Origin of the sequence: Paenibacillus filicis, from assembly GCF_038070315.1 — a bacterium.
GTDB lineage: Bacteria > Bacillota > Bacilli > Paenibacillales > NBRC-103111 > Paenibacillus_G > Paenibacillus_G filicis.
In genome coordinates this window covers 1-17,804 of the sequence record NZ_JBBPCC010000016.1, presented here as the reverse complement: position 1 = coordinate 17,804, position 17,804 = coordinate 1, and the positions used below count along the sequence as shown (strand labels likewise).

16 protein-coding genes are annotated in these 17,804 nt (G+C 52.9%); 12 read left to right on the top strand and 4 right to left on the bottom strand.

Going from position 1 to position 17,804, the window contains the following annotated elements; all coding sequences use genetic code 11:
- The first annotated feature begins 26 nt into the window (after positions 1-26).
- Positions 27-1,661, top strand: a complete 1,635-nt coding sequence (locus tag WMW72_RS22265; RefSeq protein ID WP_341417776.1) for a stalk domain-containing protein — start codon at positions 27-29, stop codon at positions 1,659-1,661.
- 107 nt (positions 1,662-1,768) lie between these two features.
- Here the strand turns inward: WMW72_RS22265 and WMW72_RS22260 are convergent, their stop codons facing one another.
- On the bottom strand, positions 1,769-2,746 hold the full coding sequence (locus WMW72_RS22260) for a Gfo/Idh/MocA family protein (RefSeq protein ID WP_341417775.1): 978 nt from the start codon (positions 2,744-2,746) through the stop codon (positions 1,769-1,771).
- Between the two features lie 92 nt (positions 2,747-2,838).
- On the opposite strand from WMW72_RS22260, the gene WMW72_RS22255 reads away from it, so the two are divergent.
- Positions 2,839-4,596 (top strand): sensor histidine kinase, encoded by a 1,758-nt coding sequence (locus tag WMW72_RS22255; RefSeq protein ID WP_341417774.1) that lies wholly within the window; start codon positions 2,839-2,841, stop codon positions 4,594-4,596.
- Between the two features lie 156 nt (positions 4,597-4,752).
- Positions 4,753-5,523: a response regulator transcription factor gene (locus WMW72_RS22250; RefSeq protein ID WP_341417773.1), complete on the top strand. Its 771-nt coding sequence runs from the start codon at positions 4,753-4,755 to the stop codon at positions 5,521-5,523.
- On the opposite strand, the gene WMW72_RS22245 is transcribed toward WMW72_RS22250, so the two are convergent.
- Positions 5,520-6,278, bottom strand: a complete 759-nt coding sequence (locus WMW72_RS22245; protein ID WP_341417772.1) for a LytR/AlgR family response regulator transcription factor — start codon at positions 6,276-6,278, stop codon at positions 5,520-5,522. The genes WMW72_RS22250 and WMW72_RS22245 overlap by 4 nt on opposite strands.
- A 347-nt stretch (positions 6,279-6,625) precedes the next feature.
- Between WMW72_RS22245 and WMW72_RS22240 the strand changes: the two genes are divergently transcribed.
- The 4 genes from WMW72_RS22240 to WMW72_RS22225 all read left to right on the top strand — a co-directional run bounded on the left by WMW72_RS22240 (position 6,626) and on the right by WMW72_RS22225 (position 10,046).
- The gene (locus WMW72_RS22240) at positions 6,626-7,486 is read left to right on the top strand and encodes a MurR/RpiR family transcriptional regulator (protein ID WP_341417771.1); all 861 of its coding nucleotides are present in this window, start codon (positions 6,626-6,628) and stop codon (positions 7,484-7,486) included.
- A 27-nt stretch (positions 7,487-7,513) separates the two neighbouring features.
- Positions 7,514-8,422, top strand: a complete 909-nt coding sequence (locus WMW72_RS22235; RefSeq protein ID WP_341417769.1) for a LysR family transcriptional regulator — start codon at positions 7,514-7,516, stop codon at positions 8,420-8,422.
- A 124-nt stretch (positions 8,423-8,546) separates the two neighbouring features.
- Positions 8,547-9,089 (top strand): OsmC family protein, encoded by a 543-nt coding sequence (locus tag WMW72_RS22230; protein ID WP_341417768.1) that lies wholly within the window; start codon positions 8,547-8,549, stop codon positions 9,087-9,089.
- A 36-nt stretch (positions 9,090-9,125) separates the two neighbouring features.
- Positions 9,126-10,046, top strand: a complete 921-nt coding sequence (locus tag WMW72_RS22225; RefSeq protein WP_341417767.1) for an ABC transporter permease — start codon at positions 9,126-9,128, stop codon at positions 10,044-10,046.
- An 89-nt stretch (positions 10,047-10,135) separates the two neighbouring features.
- Here WMW72_RS22225 and WMW72_RS22220 read toward each other — a convergent pair whose 3' ends face one another.
- Positions 10,136-11,452 (bottom strand): LLM class flavin-dependent oxidoreductase, encoded by a 1,317-nt coding sequence (locus WMW72_RS22220; RefSeq protein ID WP_341417766.1) that lies wholly within the window; start codon positions 11,450-11,452, stop codon positions 10,136-10,138.
- Positions 11,453-11,816: 364 nt separating this feature from the next.
- Between WMW72_RS22220 and WMW72_RS22215 the strand changes: the two genes are divergently transcribed.
- From WMW72_RS22215 to WMW72_RS22195, 5 genes are read left to right on the top strand one after another with little or no spacing between them, the layout of a single operon-like run.
- Positions 11,817-12,680, top strand: coding sequence for an ABC transporter permease (locus tag WMW72_RS22215; RefSeq protein ID WP_341417948.1), 864 nt, complete (start codon positions 11,817-11,819; stop codon positions 12,678-12,680).
- A 37-nt stretch (positions 12,681-12,717) separates the two neighbouring features.
- On the top strand, positions 12,718-13,701 hold the full coding sequence (locus tag WMW72_RS22210; RefSeq protein ID WP_341417765.1) for an ABC transporter ATP-binding protein: 984 nt from the start codon (positions 12,718-12,720) through the stop codon (positions 13,699-13,701).
- Positions 13,698-14,684 (top strand): ABC transporter ATP-binding protein, encoded by a 987-nt coding sequence (locus WMW72_RS22205; RefSeq protein WP_341417764.1) that lies wholly within the window; start codon positions 13,698-13,700, stop codon positions 14,682-14,684. Before WMW72_RS22210 ends, WMW72_RS22205 begins: the two co-directional genes overlap by 4 nt.
- A gap of 59 nt (positions 14,685-14,743) precedes the next feature.
- Entirely contained in the window at positions 14,744-16,072 is a 1,329-nt protein-coding gene (locus WMW72_RS22200) for an LLM class flavin-dependent oxidoreductase (protein ID WP_341417763.1), read from the top strand.
- Positions 16,073-16,104: 32 nt separating this feature from the next.
- Positions 16,105-17,652: an ABC transporter substrate-binding protein gene (locus WMW72_RS22195; protein ID WP_341417762.1), complete on the top strand. Its 1,548-nt coding sequence runs from the start codon at positions 16,105-16,107 to the stop codon at positions 17,650-17,652.
- 63 nt (positions 17,653-17,715) lie between these two features.
- On the opposite strand, the gene WMW72_RS22190 is transcribed toward WMW72_RS22195, so the two are convergent.
- Positions 17,716-17,799, bottom strand: a complete 84-nt coding sequence (locus WMW72_RS22190; RefSeq protein ID WP_341414600.1) for an IS3 family transposase — start codon at positions 17,797-17,799, stop codon at positions 17,716-17,718.
- Between the last annotated feature and the right edge of the window lie 5 nt (positions 17,800-17,804).

Below are 17,804 nucleotides of genomic sequence, written 5' to 3'. Positions count from 1 at the left end.
GTTAGCAGTTCAACAGGAGGTGTCCTATGAAGCGCTTATTGATCTCATTCCGATTATTTTTGACGCTTGCCGTGGCCTTCACCGGCTTCAATCTGGCTTTGCTCCCCCAAGCCCATGCCGAAGGCTTCTATTACTCTGCTTCTCCGGAGGGAACCGTCGGCATCCTGATGCCGAAGATCGGGTTCCAGATCACGAAGTCCTCCGTGTCAGCCGTCAGCCGCATCTCACTCCAGCTCGATGGTCAGACCGTACAGGGACAGTTCGACCCGTCAACCATGACCTATACGTATCAGCCGACCCAGCCTCTGGCTACCGGTAAGCACCAGGCTTCCATCACCGTGGAATTAACCGGCTATCAGCCGATCGTCCAAGACTGGAGCTTTACCATCTCGCCCCAAGCCGTAACGGAGGCGCCCAAAGCTTACTCGGACAAGCAGCTCGAGATGGTCCGTGCCATCAACGACTACCGCCTGCTATCCGGCCTGCCTGCTCTTCAGATCAACCCGAATCTGACGATGGCCGCCAAGCTTCATGCCGATTACTTGCAGTCCAATAACATTGATGTGGCCAAAGTATCGATGCATGAGCAGAAGGAATCTCAGCCCGGATTCATCGGAGCCAAGCCGGGGGAACGGGCTTTGTATGCCGGATACTACGACAATATAGCCGAAGATGTCTCGTACTATGCCGGGAACCATATCGAATCCATCGACAGCTTGTTCGATGCGCCTTACCACCGCATTCCGTTCTTGCTGCCCAGCGCCAAGGAAGTCGGAGTCGCGATGTCCGGACCTTTCGTCGTAATCGAGTTCGGCTTCCATGATAGCCCGCAGCAGCAGCTTGTCGTCACACCGTCCCCCGGAGAGAAATACGTGCCCGTCACCTTCGACGGTAATGAGGACCCGGACCCGATCCGTATGTACAAGGATGCCAGCTATCCGGTCGGCTATCCGATCGTGGCCCATATAAGCGGCACCGAGATCGGGGAGGTCAAGCTTATCGACGCGACACTGAAGGATGCGGATGGCAAGAACGTGGAGCTGCTGAAGAATTCGCCTCAGAATGACAATCATCTCATTCAGGAGGTTATCCTGACTCCTGCCAAGCCGCTGCTGCCCGACACGTCCTACACGGCCTATGTCAAGATGACATCAACCCGCGACGGCTCGACCCAAACCTTCGAGAAGGCGTGGCAGTTCCAAACCGAGCCTGCAGCAACTGTCGGCAAGAACAAGCTTCACGCCGATTCGCCCGCTTACAAGAAGCTGGCCGACCAGAAGGGCAGCTTGACGCATGTTGTCACCTTCAGCCTGAACGGCGGCAGCTACACCCTGGACGGCGTTAAGCTGAACATGACGCGGGAGCCTGCGGTCATCGACGGCTCATCCTATCTGTGGGTCCGGGACCTCGCTGCCGCTCTAGGCGCTCAGGTCGAATGGAATGATGCGCAAAAAGCCGCCATCTATACAAAGGGCGGTCGGACGATCAGCTTCTTCACCACACGCCCAACCTATTCGCTAGACGGTAAGGAAACGAACACTGACGTACCGGCCAAGCTCGTGAACGATAACACCATGATCCCCGTACGCCTGCTGTCCGAAGTGCTGGGTGCCAAGGTTGAGTATAACCCGGACAATCATAGCGTTACCCTGACTTACTAGACGGAATGAAGATATTCTCCACGCCCATAGCGCACATGAAAAAAGCCGAGCCGCTTTGTCCATCCGGACAAGCGGCTCGGCTTTTTTTGCCGTCTTCCGGTAGACGTCTACAACCGTTCGATCTTAACGGGCTGGCCCGAGGCAGCTGATTGAAGCGCGGCATAAGTCACTTGCTGTGTCCGCAGCGCATCGGCGTAGTCGGATCGGATGCGCGACGTATCTCCCGTGCGCAGCGCGTGGAGGAATGCGTCCGTCTCGGCCGCATACGGATTCGCCTCATCGACTACCTGCTCAAGTCTATTGGTACCGGTCACCTCCAGCCGATCCGGCGTCCAGTCCAGCAGTCCGCCGCTCGTGTACAGCCTGAGACCGGTGCGACCCACGCCCGACGGCAGCGCGCAAGTATTGGTCAGGCTCGCCACCGCGCCCGAGGCCAGCTTCAGTGTCACCGAACCGACATCGGGCACAGTAACGCCCTCGAATTGGGTATGTACCACCCGATTGGCATAGGCTGCGTACACTTCCTCGACCTCGCCCGCCGTATACCGCAGCAGGTCGACAATATGCGTCGTCTGCTCGATAAATTGGCCGCCTGAGCCCTCTTGGCGCCGCCACCACGATACCTGCGGCATACCGCCGGACCATTCGCCGACTGCCATCGCGATCGTCTGTCCCTCCAGCTCGGCCTTCATCCGGTCTAAGGTCGCCTTATAGCGGAAGTGATAGCCGACCGAGGTAATCAGGTTCCGGCTGCGGATCGCCTCAGCCAGCTCCAGCGGCAGCTCCAGGTCCACGCCCAGCGGCTTCTCCACGAGGAACGGAATGCCTCTCTGGATCAGCTCGCGCTCGATATCGCCATGAGACATCGGCGGCACGCACACATAGACGGCATCCAGCCGTCCCGCGTCCAGCATGCGGCGCAGACTGTCGTAGCCTCGGGCGTCCGGATACGCGGAAGCCAGCTGGTCCGCCTTCTCCTGGCTCGTCCCCAATACGGCCGTCAGCCGGACATCCTGCGTCTGGACCAGCAGGTCGGCATGCGTCCGGCTGAACCAGCCGGTTCCGATGATACCTATTTGTAACATTCTCCTTCGCCACCTATCGTTTTTCCCTCTATTGTATATGATATGATAGGGAGAATGAAAGCGTTATAGAGTAAGGAAGGTGCCGCCCCATCATGAGTCAATCTACAAAGATGCTGCTAATTTCCGTAAGCGTGGTCCTCGTCCTGACCGCCAACATTCTGCTGTACTTCAATCTGACGAAAAATACGCTCCACGACAACCATCAGCGGGAGCTCCGCTCCATCGAGGCCCATATTCAGCTGCTGGTCGAGCAGTCCCGCAACGGCTCCAAGCTCTATGAGGATATGATCGGCGAGAAGCTGCGCATGGCCTCCATTGCGGTGGAGCATGCCTTGCCAGCGGATGTGGAGCAGGTCACCGACCAACAGCTTCATGAGCTGCGGGAGCAGCTGATGCTGGACGATCTGACCCTGATGAAGAAAAGCGGCAACGACATCATCCTGTACAAATCAACCGACCCTCGGGAGGTTGGTCTCGGAACCCGGCATTGGGGAGCTTGGTACACGGCCTTCGAGCAGCTGCTCGAGAAGCAGTTCGTTACGATCCCTTGGGGACAGGTGCTGCCCAATTTCTGGTCGGGTCCCTACGAGGTCGCCACCTCGAACACGCGCAATATTATGAAATGGGGCTACTATTACAGCGGCAAGACGAATTACATCATTGATCCCTATGTCGACAATACAGCCTTCGATAAGTACGAGAAAGAGACCGGCCTGAATGCAATTATGGGCAACCTGCTGAAGACCTACCCGTTTCTCGTCGAAATTGCCGGCATCAACCCGATGACCTTCGACAACGAGAAAACCTGGGTTACGGAAAATGGCGAGCTGCTCGATCCGTTGATTCACCGGGCCGTATTCTTCGGGGACTACACCTACACCAATGTCGCCAAGGATAAGGAATACGTGAAGATGGCAAGCCGCACACGGCAGCCAGTGTCCTACGTGGAGGAAATCAAGGGGAAGAAAGTCGAGAAGTCGTTCATCGCCATCCACAGCGATACGCTGGATGTCGTCAGAGCCTGGGAAGAGCATCCCGATCCCTCGCTGCAAGGCCTCTATGTGCTGAATCTGACCTCTGATGTCGACTCGATGGAAGCGACGCTCAACAAGCAGTTTCAGACCGTAGTTATCGTGGTAGCCGTCATCACGCTGCTGAGCCTGCTCCTGGTGTTCTTCCTGATCCGGCGCGTGTCGCAGGCCCGTGACAAAGCGATCCAATTGACGAGCGAGACCTATTCCGAGGAGTTCAATCAGATGTATCTGGACTTCCGCGGACAGCGGCATGATTTCCTGAATCACGTCAGCGTGATCCATTCCCTGGTCGAGCTTGGACGGCACGGCGAGCTGCTGGATTATACGAATACGCTGGTAGGGGACATCCAGGGCGTTCAAGACATTATGGCGATCGGCCAGCCTGAGTTCGCCGCGATCATCCAAGCCAAAACCATGGCGGCCACGAACAAAAAAGTCCGATTTACCCACGATATCGATATCCCGTCCAAAGTATTACCCGGCACGAGGGCATTCGATATGGTTCGAGTGCTGGGAAATCTGATTGACAATGCGTTCGAGGAGGCAGCCCGCTTGCCTGCGGAGGAACGCTGGGTGTCCTGTACCGGCTGGATGGAGGGCGGCAGCGTTCATTTCAAGGTGGTGAACCCCTTGGCGTACACGGCCCCGTCGGGGCAGCCGAACGAGGTGTTCCGTGACGGCTATACGACAAAAGCCAATCATACCGGGCTCGGCCTGTGGATCAGCAACAAGCTGATCCGTAAAAACCGCGGGGAGATTTCCGTAGAAGCATCCCGCGAGCATTTTATCGCCCACGTCAAAATGCCTATCTCCTAACGACGCGGAGCAGGCAGTCCAATTTATTCGACATTTTTCGCACCGATGAAGCATGAAAATGAACCAATCGGTGCAAGCTTGTCTTCCTATCGTACCGGTTCCTTTATAATATAGTCAGGCATGACTGGGAATTCGTCACGATGAAGGAGACAGATTATGAGACCTAGACAAGTAGTTATCGTGGATGAACATTGGGATGTTGCCAAGTCGCTTCAAGATGCTTTACCGAAGGATGGCTTTACTCTGTCCTTATTCCGTTCTACGCAGGACCTGCAGAACAGGCTCCCGGAGCTTCGCCCGGATATCTTTCTCATCTCCCGCAACAATTCCGTGTCGGACGGTATCCGCACAGCCAGCTATATCCGTACCAAGCTTCGGCTGATTCAGCCTATCATTCTGTACGGAGACTGCCCGGAAGAGGCGGATATCATCGCCGGTCTCGAAGCCGGCGCGGACGATTACATCCCGCACAGCTCCAGTACCGGACAGATCATCGCCCGCATCCAGGCGCATCTCCGCCGGACGGAAGGCTTTGGCGCCGCCCGCGGCCTAGTCCGCAACCGGACGGCCCGGGGTCTTGAGATTGATCTCTCCACTAGGTCTACGTGGCTGGACGGACAAGTAATCGCTTTATCTGCCAAGGAATTCGATCTCCTGTATTACCTCATCCAGACAGCTGGCAAGGTCGTGCCGCTGGATGACCTCTTCGCGCTGGGCTGGGGAGCTCCGGCCGGAAAGGACACCAGAACCGTGCTCGTCCATATCAGCAATCTGCGCAAGAAACTTCGCAGCATCTCGGCGTCCGACTGTCCCTACATCATCACGGTGCGGGGCATCGGCTATATGTTCAACAGCAGAGCACCTGTGACAGACCTCTCACCACAATGGAGCCACCATACAGCCGCTCGCATCCGTTCGTCCGTTTAATCCTTAATCTGGCTGTACAGTCGCTCGAATTCCTTGCGCTTGCGGCGCGACAGATCGATCTCTGTATGGCCATACGTAAGCTTGATGGTATAAGTCCCGAAGAACTCAACGCTGGCATAGACGGAATCAATGTAATTCAGGTTCACCAGCTGCGATTTATTCGGATGAAAGATCTGCTCCGAGCATTGCACCTGAATTTCCGCCAGTGAAGACCGGGTTACGATCGGGTCTTCACCGGCCACGTAGATCTTCACCTTCCGCTCCGCCTTGTACCTCTCCGCATAAATCAGCTTGTTCTCGTTGATGAAGATGGGCTTGTGATTGGACTTGATCTCGATAATCCTCGTATCTGCAAGAGCCTCCGTGAAAGCCAGATCCCGTTCGAAGGCTTTAACCGCTTTCCCAACGACAGCACTCAGCCGCTCGAAGGTCACAGGCTTGGTGACGAAGCCGACCACATTCAGCTCATACCCGGCCAACAGCAAGCTGGAATCCGTGGTCCCGGATACCAGGATCAGATACGGCGTAACCCCTAGCTCCGCCAGACGCTTGTAGGCTGTAATGCCGTCGACCTCGGCCAGGCCAATATCCATGAGCACGAGATCCGGCTTGAAGGACAAGCAGTCCTCGACAAACCATTTCCCTGATCCAACTGAGCTGAGCACATGCAGTCCCAGTCTCTTGGCATACAGAACCAGCTTCTCGCGATCCGGTTCCTGATCTTCCGCGATGACGACCGTAAGCGCTCGCGACATAATGTCCCCCCTCTCTGTCTTCTTTCCCATTAACTTTATCGTGTTACGTCTAAATGTTCAATTCGTTCCATGCTCTCGACCGAAATAATTATTTCTCCTACAGCATCGGACCATGCCTCGTCATTCATGCTTGACCTTATGAGAATGAAATGATACTCTAATTATACCGATTAAATCGATATGAATAATCAAATACCTACCATACAAATGGAGATGTAACCCCCATGAACCTGCATGGGCAAATGTTACGTCTTTTTTTTATTATTTGAAGCAAGAATAATTATTGTCCAGGCAGAAATATTTCTTGCCATATCGAAAGGAGCTTTGCTTTGCCGGATGGGGAAACGTTGTTTGGGAGAATTCAAGCGTCGCTGTCCAATCTAAGCGGGGCGAAAAAAAACGTCGGCTATTACATTTTGGAAAATTGGCAGGAGGCGGCTTTTCTTACGGCATCGCGGGTTGCTCAAAAAGTCGGAGTCAGCGAATCGGTTGTTGTCCGTTTTGCGCAGGATATTGGATACTCGGGATTTCCGGTTTTGCAGCATGCTCTGCAATCCATTTTGCAGAACCGCCTGACCGCCATTACAACCTTCGGGGAACCGGAATCAGGTCTTCTCACATCTAAAGAAAACCACGATTGGGGAGCCACGCAGCAAATTTTCGATTTGACTTTGAAAAATTTACAAGCAGCCCTGCTCAACAATCCAGCCGATTCATTTGACAAGGCGATCCAGCTTATCTGGAGCTCCACCCGGATTGCCGTAGTCGGAAGCCGCAACGCTAGAGGGCCGGCCACAGTGCTTGCCGTACATCTGAATGAAATATTCACCAACACCATGCTGATTGGTTCGGGGCTGGATGAGCTGTTCGACTGCGTCCGTTCCTTAGGCCGTGAGGATCTATTAATATCCGTCGGGCTGCCCACCTACGGCAAGCATACCATTATGGCAACAGAGCTTGCCTTCGAACGGGGCGTCAATCAGATTACGATTACGGATTCCCTGCTTAGTCCTCTCGTCAAGCCTGCAACGGTCCCGCTGCTCGTGCAAGGAACCTCTTATTCGTTTGCAAATTCCCATATTGCCAGCTTGTTTGTTATCGATATTTTACTATATCTGATCACCATCCGGGGAAAAGGCAGAGTTCTTCAGTCGCTGGAAGAAATTGATTCGGTCAATCGGCGTTTCGGGCTCGTTCAATCCGAATGACAAACAATTTGTAAGGGGGGAAAGGCCATGGATAGCAGAAAACTGCATTATTTTGCCGAGGTTGCTACAGCAGCCAGCTTTACGAAAGCATCGGAAAAATTACTGGTTGCTCAGCCCGCTATTAGCAAAACCATCCAAAAGCTGGAGGATGAGCTTCAGCTGGTGCTTTTCGACCGATCCGAGAAATCCGCCATCCTGACGCCGGAAGGAAAAATACTGTTCGATTATGCCACGGATATCCTAGAGAAAATAGAAGATGCCCGGCGAAGGATGGAAGAACTGCGCGTTCTGCAGAGAGGCGAAATTCGAATCGGATTGCCGTCCACGTTCGGCAGCGCCTATTTTCTACCAATTATTAAGGAGTTCATCTATCAATATCCTTCCGTCAATATTAGCGTGGTGGAGGAAGGAACCAAGCGGATCCGTATGCTGATTGAACGCAAGGAAATCGATTTTGGTATTATTGCCGTGAATTCCGCTGAGCCGGAGGTTGAAATGATCCCCTTGCTGGTAGACGACATGGTCGCCTGCTTTCCGACCGATCATCCGTTTGCGAAAAAAAACGCAGTAGCTCTCCATGAACTGGTGGATGAACCTCTCATCTTGTTTAAAGACGACTGTTTCCAACAGAGGCTGTTTAAAAATGCCGGGCTCGACACAAAGGTCATTTTTACGACCAATCAATTATCGATCATTGAATCTCTTGTCGGCGAAGGCGTAGGTGCAACCTTGCTCCTGCGGATGGTGGCCGAATCGCTCAGCTCGCTAGGTTCGGTTCCCATTTACCCGCAAATTCCAATTTATCTGGGAGTGTGCAAAAAGCGGAACACCTATTTGTCCAAGGCAGGACAAACATTCCTCGATTTTCTAAAGCAGAAAATAGCATCATCCGGCTCAGTCACCTTGATCCCGTCCAATTTTCAAGACCTTGCCTAACAGGATTCATTCTAAAAAGTTATCATATGATGAATTAACAGTACTGTTTCCGGTGCAAGGGCTATGTTATATTAAAATCGATTAAACAAGTGGGTTTACTACATATTATAAGGAGTGTTGATACATGAGTACATTGAATGAGTATCTGGTACAGAAAAAAGCGGCGGCGCTTGCACTGAACGAACAGGCGAAGGCCGACCCTAAGGCGAATCATTTTTCGGCCAAGGTTCGTGCTGCAGGGCGAAGCGGAGTCCGTGAAATTCGCATCCGCGATTTCCAGATTATTAGCGACAGTCCGGAAAACTTCGCCGGCTACAGCCTGGGACCGACCTCTCCTGAACTTCAGCTAGGCGTGCTCGGAAGCTGCCTGACCCATATTACGCTAATCCAGGCTGCCAAACTCGATGTATCCCTCGAATCGCTTGAGGTCGAAGTGTTCGGCCAACAGCATCCGCTCGGTGGACAGGAAGGCTTTGAGGATATTCCTTTTTTCCCGTACAACATTCATTACAAGCTGCATATTGTTTCGAATGAATCTGAAGAAACGATCGCTGCGCTGCATGAAGCGGTAGAGCGTGTATGCCCCATCTATAACTTGCTGATCAATCCGCAAAACATAGCGGGAGAGGTCGTTCATACGTCCGCTGCCACCGTCCAGAAGGCATAGCCTCTTGTATCTCGGCATATAGAAGGATGGGAATCGATGGCCAAGTATTTGTATAAATCATTGCTGCAGATCATCCCGGTGCTTTATATTATTTCTCTGGTCGTATTTATTCTCGTTCACGTAACCGGCGATCCCGTAGCTTTAATGCTTCCGGATACGGCAAGCGCAGAGGACCGAAGAGTGCTTTCCGAAGCGCTCGGCTTGGACCAGCCGTTATATGTTCAATATTATCGCTACATGTCCAATCTGCTGCTGGGCGATTTCGGCACGTCCTTCCGCTATAATGAAGCTGCGCTTCCGATTGTGCTGGAGCGGCTGCCGGCAAGCTTCGAGCTTGCGGCGGCATCCATGGTGGTTGCCTGCGTTATTGCGGTTCCATTCGGCATCTGGTCGGCCGTTAAGCGCAATACGGGGGCAGATATTTTCATATCGGGTATCTCGGTGATGGGCAAGGCGATGCCTAACTTTTGGGTGGGCATCATGCTTATTTTATTACTTGCCGTTAATTGGGGCGTTGTTCCCGTTTCCGGACGGGGTACTTTTGCGCATCTGGTGCTGCCTGCCCTTACTCTCGGCATCGGTGTAGCCGCCGAAATGACCCGCTTGGTCCGCTCCAGCATGCTGGACATTCTCGGGCAGGATTACATCCGTACGGCCCGAAGCAAGGGCTTGTGGGAGGCGATCGTCATTAACAAGCATGCGCTGCGCAATGCGCTCATTCCGGTTGTGACGATCACTTCGCTACAGCTGACGCATCTTGTCGGTGGAGCCCTAGTCACGGAGACGGTGTTCTCTTGGCCGGGAATGGGACAGCTGATCGTCCAGGCGATCAACTCGCATGACATGGCGATCGTGCAGGCGGCTGTTTTTGTGATCGCGATCTTGGTCATTTTGATTAACCTTGCAACCGATATGCTGTATGCCCTATTAGACCCCCGCATCAAGTACAACCATTAAGGCTGCGGCAGCTTCGCACGGCTTTATACAAAAATAGACCTCGCGTTATTCCCGCCCGAAGGCGGTGTTAACGGAGGTCTATTTGTTTCTTAAACGGTAGCATACCTGCTCTTAGGGCGTGGGATTCCCAAGTTTTCGCGCAGCGTGCGGCCCTCATATTCGGTGCGGAACAAGCCTCTACGCTGCAGCTCGGGTACGACAAGATCGACAAAATCATCCAGGCCGCCCGGGAAATAGGGAGGCATAATATTGAAGCCGTCGGCTCCCCTGGCCGTGAACCATTCTTCCATATGGTCGGCGATTTGCGACGGGCTGCCGAGAATAACGCCGTGTCCGCGCGATGCTGCGACTCTGAAGGCCAGCTGCCGGACGGTGAGCTGCTCCCTGCTGGCTAACTCCCTGAGCAGGCGCGAACGGCTCTTGGCTCCGTCCGTCTCCGGCAGCTCCGGAAGAGGCTCGTCCAGCGGGAGTGTGGAGACATCCTGCCCGAGACGTGCCGATAAGGCAGCCAGTCCGACGGACAGATCGGCCCAGCCCGATAATTGCTCGAATTTGTCCTTGGCTTCCTGCTCGGTTTTCCCGATAATCGGCAGCAGGCCCGGCATAACAAAGAAATGATCCGGAGATTTTCCGTGCTTGGCTAATCTGTTTTTAATACCGGTATAAAAGGCTTGTGCATCCTCTAAAGTTTGCTGCGCTGTAAAAATAATGTCGGCGATTTCCGCCCCGACCTCTTGGCCGGTATCCGACGATCCCGCCTGAATAAGCACAGGATACCCCTGTGGGGGCCTGGACACGTTCAGAGGGCCTTTCACGGAATAATACGGTCCTTTATGATTCAAGTCATGGAGCTTCTCTTTATCGAAAAACACACCGGTTTCCTTGTTGTGGACGAAGGCACCGTCCTCCCAGCTGTCCCATAACCCTTTGACGACCTCCACAAATTCCTTAGCCCTGTCATAACGGTCAGCGTGATCGGGATGACTGCTTCTGCTGAAATTCAGCGCCGTTTCGGGGGAAGAAGTCGTCACCACATTCCAGGCTGCCCTCCCTCCGCTCAAATGGTCCAATGAAGCAAAGGCGCGCGCCATATGAAACGGCTCCCCGTAGGTTGTGGACGAGGTCGCCGCCAGCCCGATATGGGTGGTAACGGCAGATAATGAGCCGAGCAGGGTGAACGGCTCAAACCGGGCGACAACGGATGGAGCGGTAGTAGGGGATGTTCCCAATCCGTCTCCCAGAAACAGCAGATCGAATTTTCCGCGTTCCGCCGTCTGTGCAATGTGCTGGAGCAGCGATAAATTCTCTCCTCCGGCTTGCGCTTCCGGGTGTCTCCAACCGCCTACATGATGACCTGCCGCCTGAACGAAAAGCCCGAGCTTGATTTGCCGGGGTGAGTCAGCCATATTCAAATCCTCCCTTGATCGATATTCGGATGGCATTGCGAGATGCTTAGGCTACCAAAATAAACTATTCCGATGCGCATTAAGGAAAATAATAATCGCTCCATTTCTTGCTTGTCAACTGCAAAATACTGCAGCCATTCTCATTCCCTCAAGTTATCTTACAATAACAATTAAGTATTATATTAACGCCATCCCCGCATGCTATGCTCTTTGTATATGGCCCATGCCTAGCCGAATAGGCATTATTTTTTAAAATTAATACCAACTAATTCCGTATGTTATATGGGTTATTATTCGTGGAGGTGTGGAGTTGTCTGTATCGATCGAAAACAAGGTCGCTCCTTCGTCCTTGCCGGGGCAGCCCATGACTGGAAAAGGATTGCTGAAAAACGGGCTGAACCGGCTGGTTCACAGCAAAACCGGCATTTTGGGACTCGCCGTTCTCCTTGCCATTGCTGTTATTGCAGTGGCTGCCCCGCTCCTGGCTCCGCACGATCCGGCTCAGACGAATGTGGCGCGCAAGCTGCTGCCGCCTGCATGGTCAGCTAGAGGAATAGCGGAATATCCTCTGGGTACGGATAACCTGGGCCGGGATATCTGGAGCAGATTGATATACGGCTCGCGTGTGTCGCTCATTGTCGGATTTTGCTCAGTCATCATCTCCGGCATGATTGGGATCGTCCTGGGTCTCATTTCCGGATATTACGGACGTTGGATCGACGTTCTCATTATGCGTATTGTCGACGCTTTGTTGGCTATCCCGACGATTTTGTTCATGATGCTCTTTATGTTCGTGCTTGGTCCCGGAATAGGAACTCTTATTTTCGTCATTGGCGTTACCAGTTGGGTGAGCTACGCGAGAATGATCCGAAGCGAAGTGCTGGCTGTTCGCGAGAGAGATTTTGTCCGCTCGGCCAAAGCGGTTGGTGCGGGCGATCTGCGGATTATATTCGTGCACGTGCTGCCGAATGTCATTTCTTCCTTTATCGTCATCTCGACTCTAAGCATCGGCCGGGTCATTATTGCAGAAGCTTCCCTGAGCTTTCTGGGACTTGGCATCCAGTCTCCGGACGTCTCCTGGGGCGGCATGCTTAGCGATGGCCGGCAATATTTGGCCACAAGCTGGTGGGTAGCAACTTTTCCGGGGATCATCATTACGATTACGGTGCTGGCGGTCATTTTTGTCGGGGATTGGCTGCGGGATTGGTTGGATCCCAAATTAAACTGAGGCTCGTACGGCCGCAACGGGAAAAGGAGGTCATGACATGCCGGAAACGCTGCTCGAGGTTCGGGAGCTGCAAACCTCGTTTGCAACCAAGGAAGGAAGCCTCCCCGCCGTCAATAACGTTTCGTTCAGCGTGGCTAAAGGGGAAACCTTATGCATCGTCGGAGAATCGGGCTGCGGAAAAAGCGTTACCTCGCTTTCCATCATCGGGCTTGTTGCCCGTCCGGGGAAAGTCGTCGGGGGACAGATTTTGCTGGAAGGCCGCAACCTTCTGGACATGAACAAACGCGAAATACGCAAAGTCCGCGGTCATGAAGTATCGATGATCTTCCAGGACCCGCTGACTTCGCTTAATCCGGTTTTCACGATCGGCAGCCAAATTTCCGAATCGCTTCGCATCCATACGGGGCTGAATAAAACGCAAGCTCGTGCAAGAAGCATTGAAATGCTGGAGCTGGTCAAAATCCCTCGTCCCGACAAAGTCGTCAATTATTATCCGCATCAATTGTCGGGCGGCATGCGCCAAAGAGTCATGATCGCGATGGCGCTCTCCTGCAATCCGAAGCTGCTGATTGCCGATGAGCCGACAACAGCGCTTGATGTGACGATTCAGGCGCAAATTCTGGAGCTGATCGCGAAGCTGAAGGCCGACCTGAACATGGGAGTCATTCTGATCACTCACGATCTTGGAGTCGTAGCCGAGATGGCCGACCGGGTGATCGTCATGTACGCTGGGGAGGTGGTAGAGGAAGCCGGTGCAACCGAGCTGTTCGATCGCCCTCTTCATCCGTACACCATCGGCCTGTTGGGCTCTTTGCCGCAAATTCAGCAGCAGCAGGATGAACTGTATTCGATTCCCGGATCCATCCCCGATCTGCGGCAGCTTCCCGCCGGATGCGCATTCCAGGCGCGCTGCCCGGCCGCTACGGAAATATGCCGGCTGCAGAAGCCGGCTTTGGAAGAACAGGCTCCCGGACACCGGGTTCGATGCTTCCATACGGAAGGCAAAGGGGAGATCTTATGAGTTCGGAGCTTAACAACGAGCTGCCGCTGCTGGAAGTAAAAGGCTTAAAAAAATACTATCCGTTCAAGCAGGGCTTATTCTCCAATAAGGTTGGATATGTCAAAGCTGTGGACGGTCTTAGCTTCTCGGTCAACAGAGGGGAAACGCTCGGCATTGTCGGGGAATCAGGCTGCGGAAAATCAACGGCAGGACAACTGATCCTCCAGCTGCTGGAGCCAACCGAAGGTGAAGTATGGTTCGAACAGCGAAAATTAACGGGATTGGATCAAAAGGAGCTGCGCAAGGTTCGGCGCGATTTGCAGGTTGTGTTCCAAGACCCGTACGCCTCATTGAATCCGCGCATGAAAATCGAGGATATTATTGCGGAGCCACTGCGAATTCACGGCACGGCCAGCAAGGGTCAAGTTCGAGATACCGTGATCGAATTGCTTGAAGCCGTAGGCTTAAGTCAGCACCAGATGAACCGGTATGCGCATGAGTTCAGCGGGGGCCAGCGGCAGCGGATCGGCATCGCCAGAGCGTTGGCCCTGAAGCCTAAGCTGATCGTGTGCGATGAGGCTGTTTCCGCGCTCGACGTCTCCATTCAGGCGCAAATTTTGAATTTGCTCAAAAGATTGCAGAAGGAATACCAGCTGACCTACCTATTTATCGCCCATGGGCTAGCTTCCGTGAAATTCGTAAGCGAACGAATCGCGGTTATGTATCTCGGTAAAATGGTTGAGCTTGCGCACCGGGACGATTTATTTACAAGCCCCAAGCATCCTTACACGAAGTCGTTACTGGAGGCTATTCCGGTTTCCCATCCGAGGGAGAAGAAGGAACGGATCATTTTGCAGGGGGACCTGCCGAATCCGGCCAATCCCCCGGCCGGGTGCAGCTTTCATACACGCTGCCCTCTGGCGCAGCCTATTTGCCGCAGCGAAGCTCCCGAGTTCCGGCAGGCTGCCAGCGGACATGGAGTGGCTTGCCACTTCCCGTTATAGGGCGCTGCATGTACACATGAATGCTAAACTACGATTTTATAAACTTGAGGTGAATGGGCATGAGTGGCCAACGTCAAATGACTTTGCATTTTTTTATGAACAGCACCGGTTTTCACGAAACAGCATGGAGACTTGCAGATGCGGAGCCGGAACGGGTAACCGACCTGGCCTATTACAAGAAGATGGCACAGCGCGCGGAGGAAGCCAAGTTTCATAGTGTTTTTTTGGCTGACGGCTACGATCTCGGCGGCAGCGTGAAGCATCAGGCCCTGGGGCGGCTGGAACCGTATACCCTTCTGTCAGCTCTGGCTGCGGTCACGGAGCGGATCGGCTTGATAGCTACCGTATCCACATCATATAACGAACCTTTTCATACGGCTCGTTTATTCGCTTCGCTGGATCATTTGAGCGGCGGGCGCGCAGGCTGGAATATCGTCACAACGGGTATTGGCAGCACTCATTTGAATTTCAGCAGAGAGGAGCATTTTGAACATACGGAGAGATATAACCGGGCCCTTGAGTTTGTTCAATTGACGACCAAGCTGTGGGATAGCTGGGAGGATGACGCTCTTGTTGCTGATAAAAGCACGGGCATTTACGCCAATACCGATAAGATTCGCGCGATCGATCATAAAGGCAATTCCTTTGCAGTGAAAGGCCCGTTAAATATACCGCGCCCGCCGCAAGGCTATCCGGTGCTCGCTCAGGCAGGGTCGTCGGAGGATGGCAAGGAGCTTGCTGCCCGAACGGGAGAAATCGTCTACACGGCTCAGCAAACCTTGCCGGAAGCTCAAGCTTTTTATGCAGATGTAAAATCCAGGCTGTCCAAATATGGACGCAATCCCGAAGACGTGCAGATTGTACCGGGATTCAGCTCGATCGTAGGGGAGACGGAGTCGGAAGCGAAAGAAAAAGAAGCCGAGCTGCATGAATCGATTATTCCCGAGCTGGGGTTGAAAAGACTTAGTGACCGGCTGAAGGTAGACTTGTTCTCTTACCCGCTGGACGGTCCGGTTCCGCAGCTGCCCGACCCGGAGACGGTCAATGAAACGAGAAGCCGGTTCGAGCTTATGAAAAACATGATTGAAACGGAAAACCTTACTATCCGCCAATTAATCCAGAGAGTGTCAGGCGGCAATGGACATCGGACTTTCGCAGGGACAGCCGTTCAGGTTGCCGATCAATTGGAGGAATGGTTTGTGAATGGTGCTTGCGATGGCTTTGTCATCAGACCGCAGCAGCTGCCAGCAGGCCTGGATGATTTCGCCCGGCTCGTTATTCCCGAGCTGCAGCGCAGAGGGTTGTTCCACACGGACTACAAGGGAAGAACACTCCGTGACAATTTAGGACTATCCCGTCCGGTCAATCAGTTGACCGTCCAGAGATAAAACATGCAGCATCCAAATGGAGGGGATTAAACATGAGGTGGATTCGTAAAGCTCCAGTTATCGTCTTGATGACCGTATTGGCTCTTACAGGCTGCGGCGGCAATAATCGTACAGATACGGGAGCCGCGGAGTCGGGAAAGGAAAAGGTTCTGACGATTGCTCAAACCACAGACAATATCACTTTTGATGTGCACAATCACGGCAACACGCAAGTAGAAGCGATCCATGTCAATTTATTCGATTATTTGGTGAAAAAGGACGGGGCCGATCCCCAGAAGAAGATTCCTAGCCTCGCAACCTCTTGGGAGCGTACCAATGACACGACATGGAGATTTAAGCTGAAGCAGGGCGTGAAATTTCATAATGGCGATCCGTTTACAGCCGCTGATGTGAAATATACCCTGGAGAGGGCCGCCAACGATAAGAAGCTTATCGATTATTCCTCCTACTCCGGTATAAAGGAAGTTACCATTATCGATGATTTTACAGTCGATCTGATAACGAAGGAGCCGGATCCGATTTTGCTGGCTCGGTTAAGCCGGATCAGTTCGGGCATTCTGCCATCCAAATACATCCAGGAGCAAGGGCTGGATAACTTTCTGAAAAATCCGGTAGGAACGGGTCCTTACAAATTCAGCAAGTGGATTAAGGATGATCGGGTCGAGCTTGTTAAAAATCCGGATTACTACGGTGGAAAGCCATCATGGGACAGACTTGTATTCCGTACGATTCCCGAATCCACGACGCGTATTTCTGAGCTCCTAACGGGAACGGTCGACATTGCGATTACGATTCCTCCCGAAGATATCGACCGGGTGAAGAACAGCGGTACGACCTATTTTGTGCAGCAGGACAGCGCGCGGGTGCAGAGCTTGCTCGTTCGACAAACGCCCGGAACTGTGACGGAAAATCCGAAGGTGCGAGAAGCGATTGAATTGGCGATCGATAAAAAGTCCTTGGTGGACAACGTGCTGGGCGGCGCGGGGGTTCCTACGCAGGAAGGCATCGGACCGGGAATTTTGGGAAATAATCCGAAGTTGTTCAATACGAACATTTACAATAAGGAGCGTTCCAAGCAGCTGCTGGCGGAAGCCGGATATCCGAATGGCGTGGAATTAACTTTAACCTCTCCCACTTCATTCAAAGAGGTCGCAGAAACCGTTGCAGCGAACCTGAAGGAAGTCGGATTCAAAGTAAAGCTTGAAATATTGGAGCAAACCCAATACAAGCAGCGGGACAACTCCAATACGTTCAAGGAGCTCGCTTTGCAGGGAAAAGGGAATTCGATGTTTGAATCGGCGTTGCCACTGGAGCCATTCATTACTGAGCGGGCAAAGCAACAAACCGACTATAGCAATCCGGAGGTAGACAAGCTGTTACGGGCTGCCGCTCGCAATCTTAACGATAAGGAAAGAGAAGCGCAATATCAGAAGGTGCAAGAGATTTTGGCCGAAGGACGGCCGAGAATTTATTTGTATCAAAACAAATTCACGTACGGTGTTAACAACAGAATTGAGTTCACGCCGAGAATGGATGAAATGTTCTACGCCGAGGACATCAAGCTGAAGCCAGGTAAATAGAGGAAAAAACACCCTGATCCCGCAATTGGTCAAGACCCCATCTAATGGACATTGAAAAAAGCCCTAGGCTGCAAGCTGGCGTCGGTATTCAACCGGCGTCAGCTTGTTTAATTTTCGTTGTGCTCTGTTGTGGTTATAAAAATGAATAAATT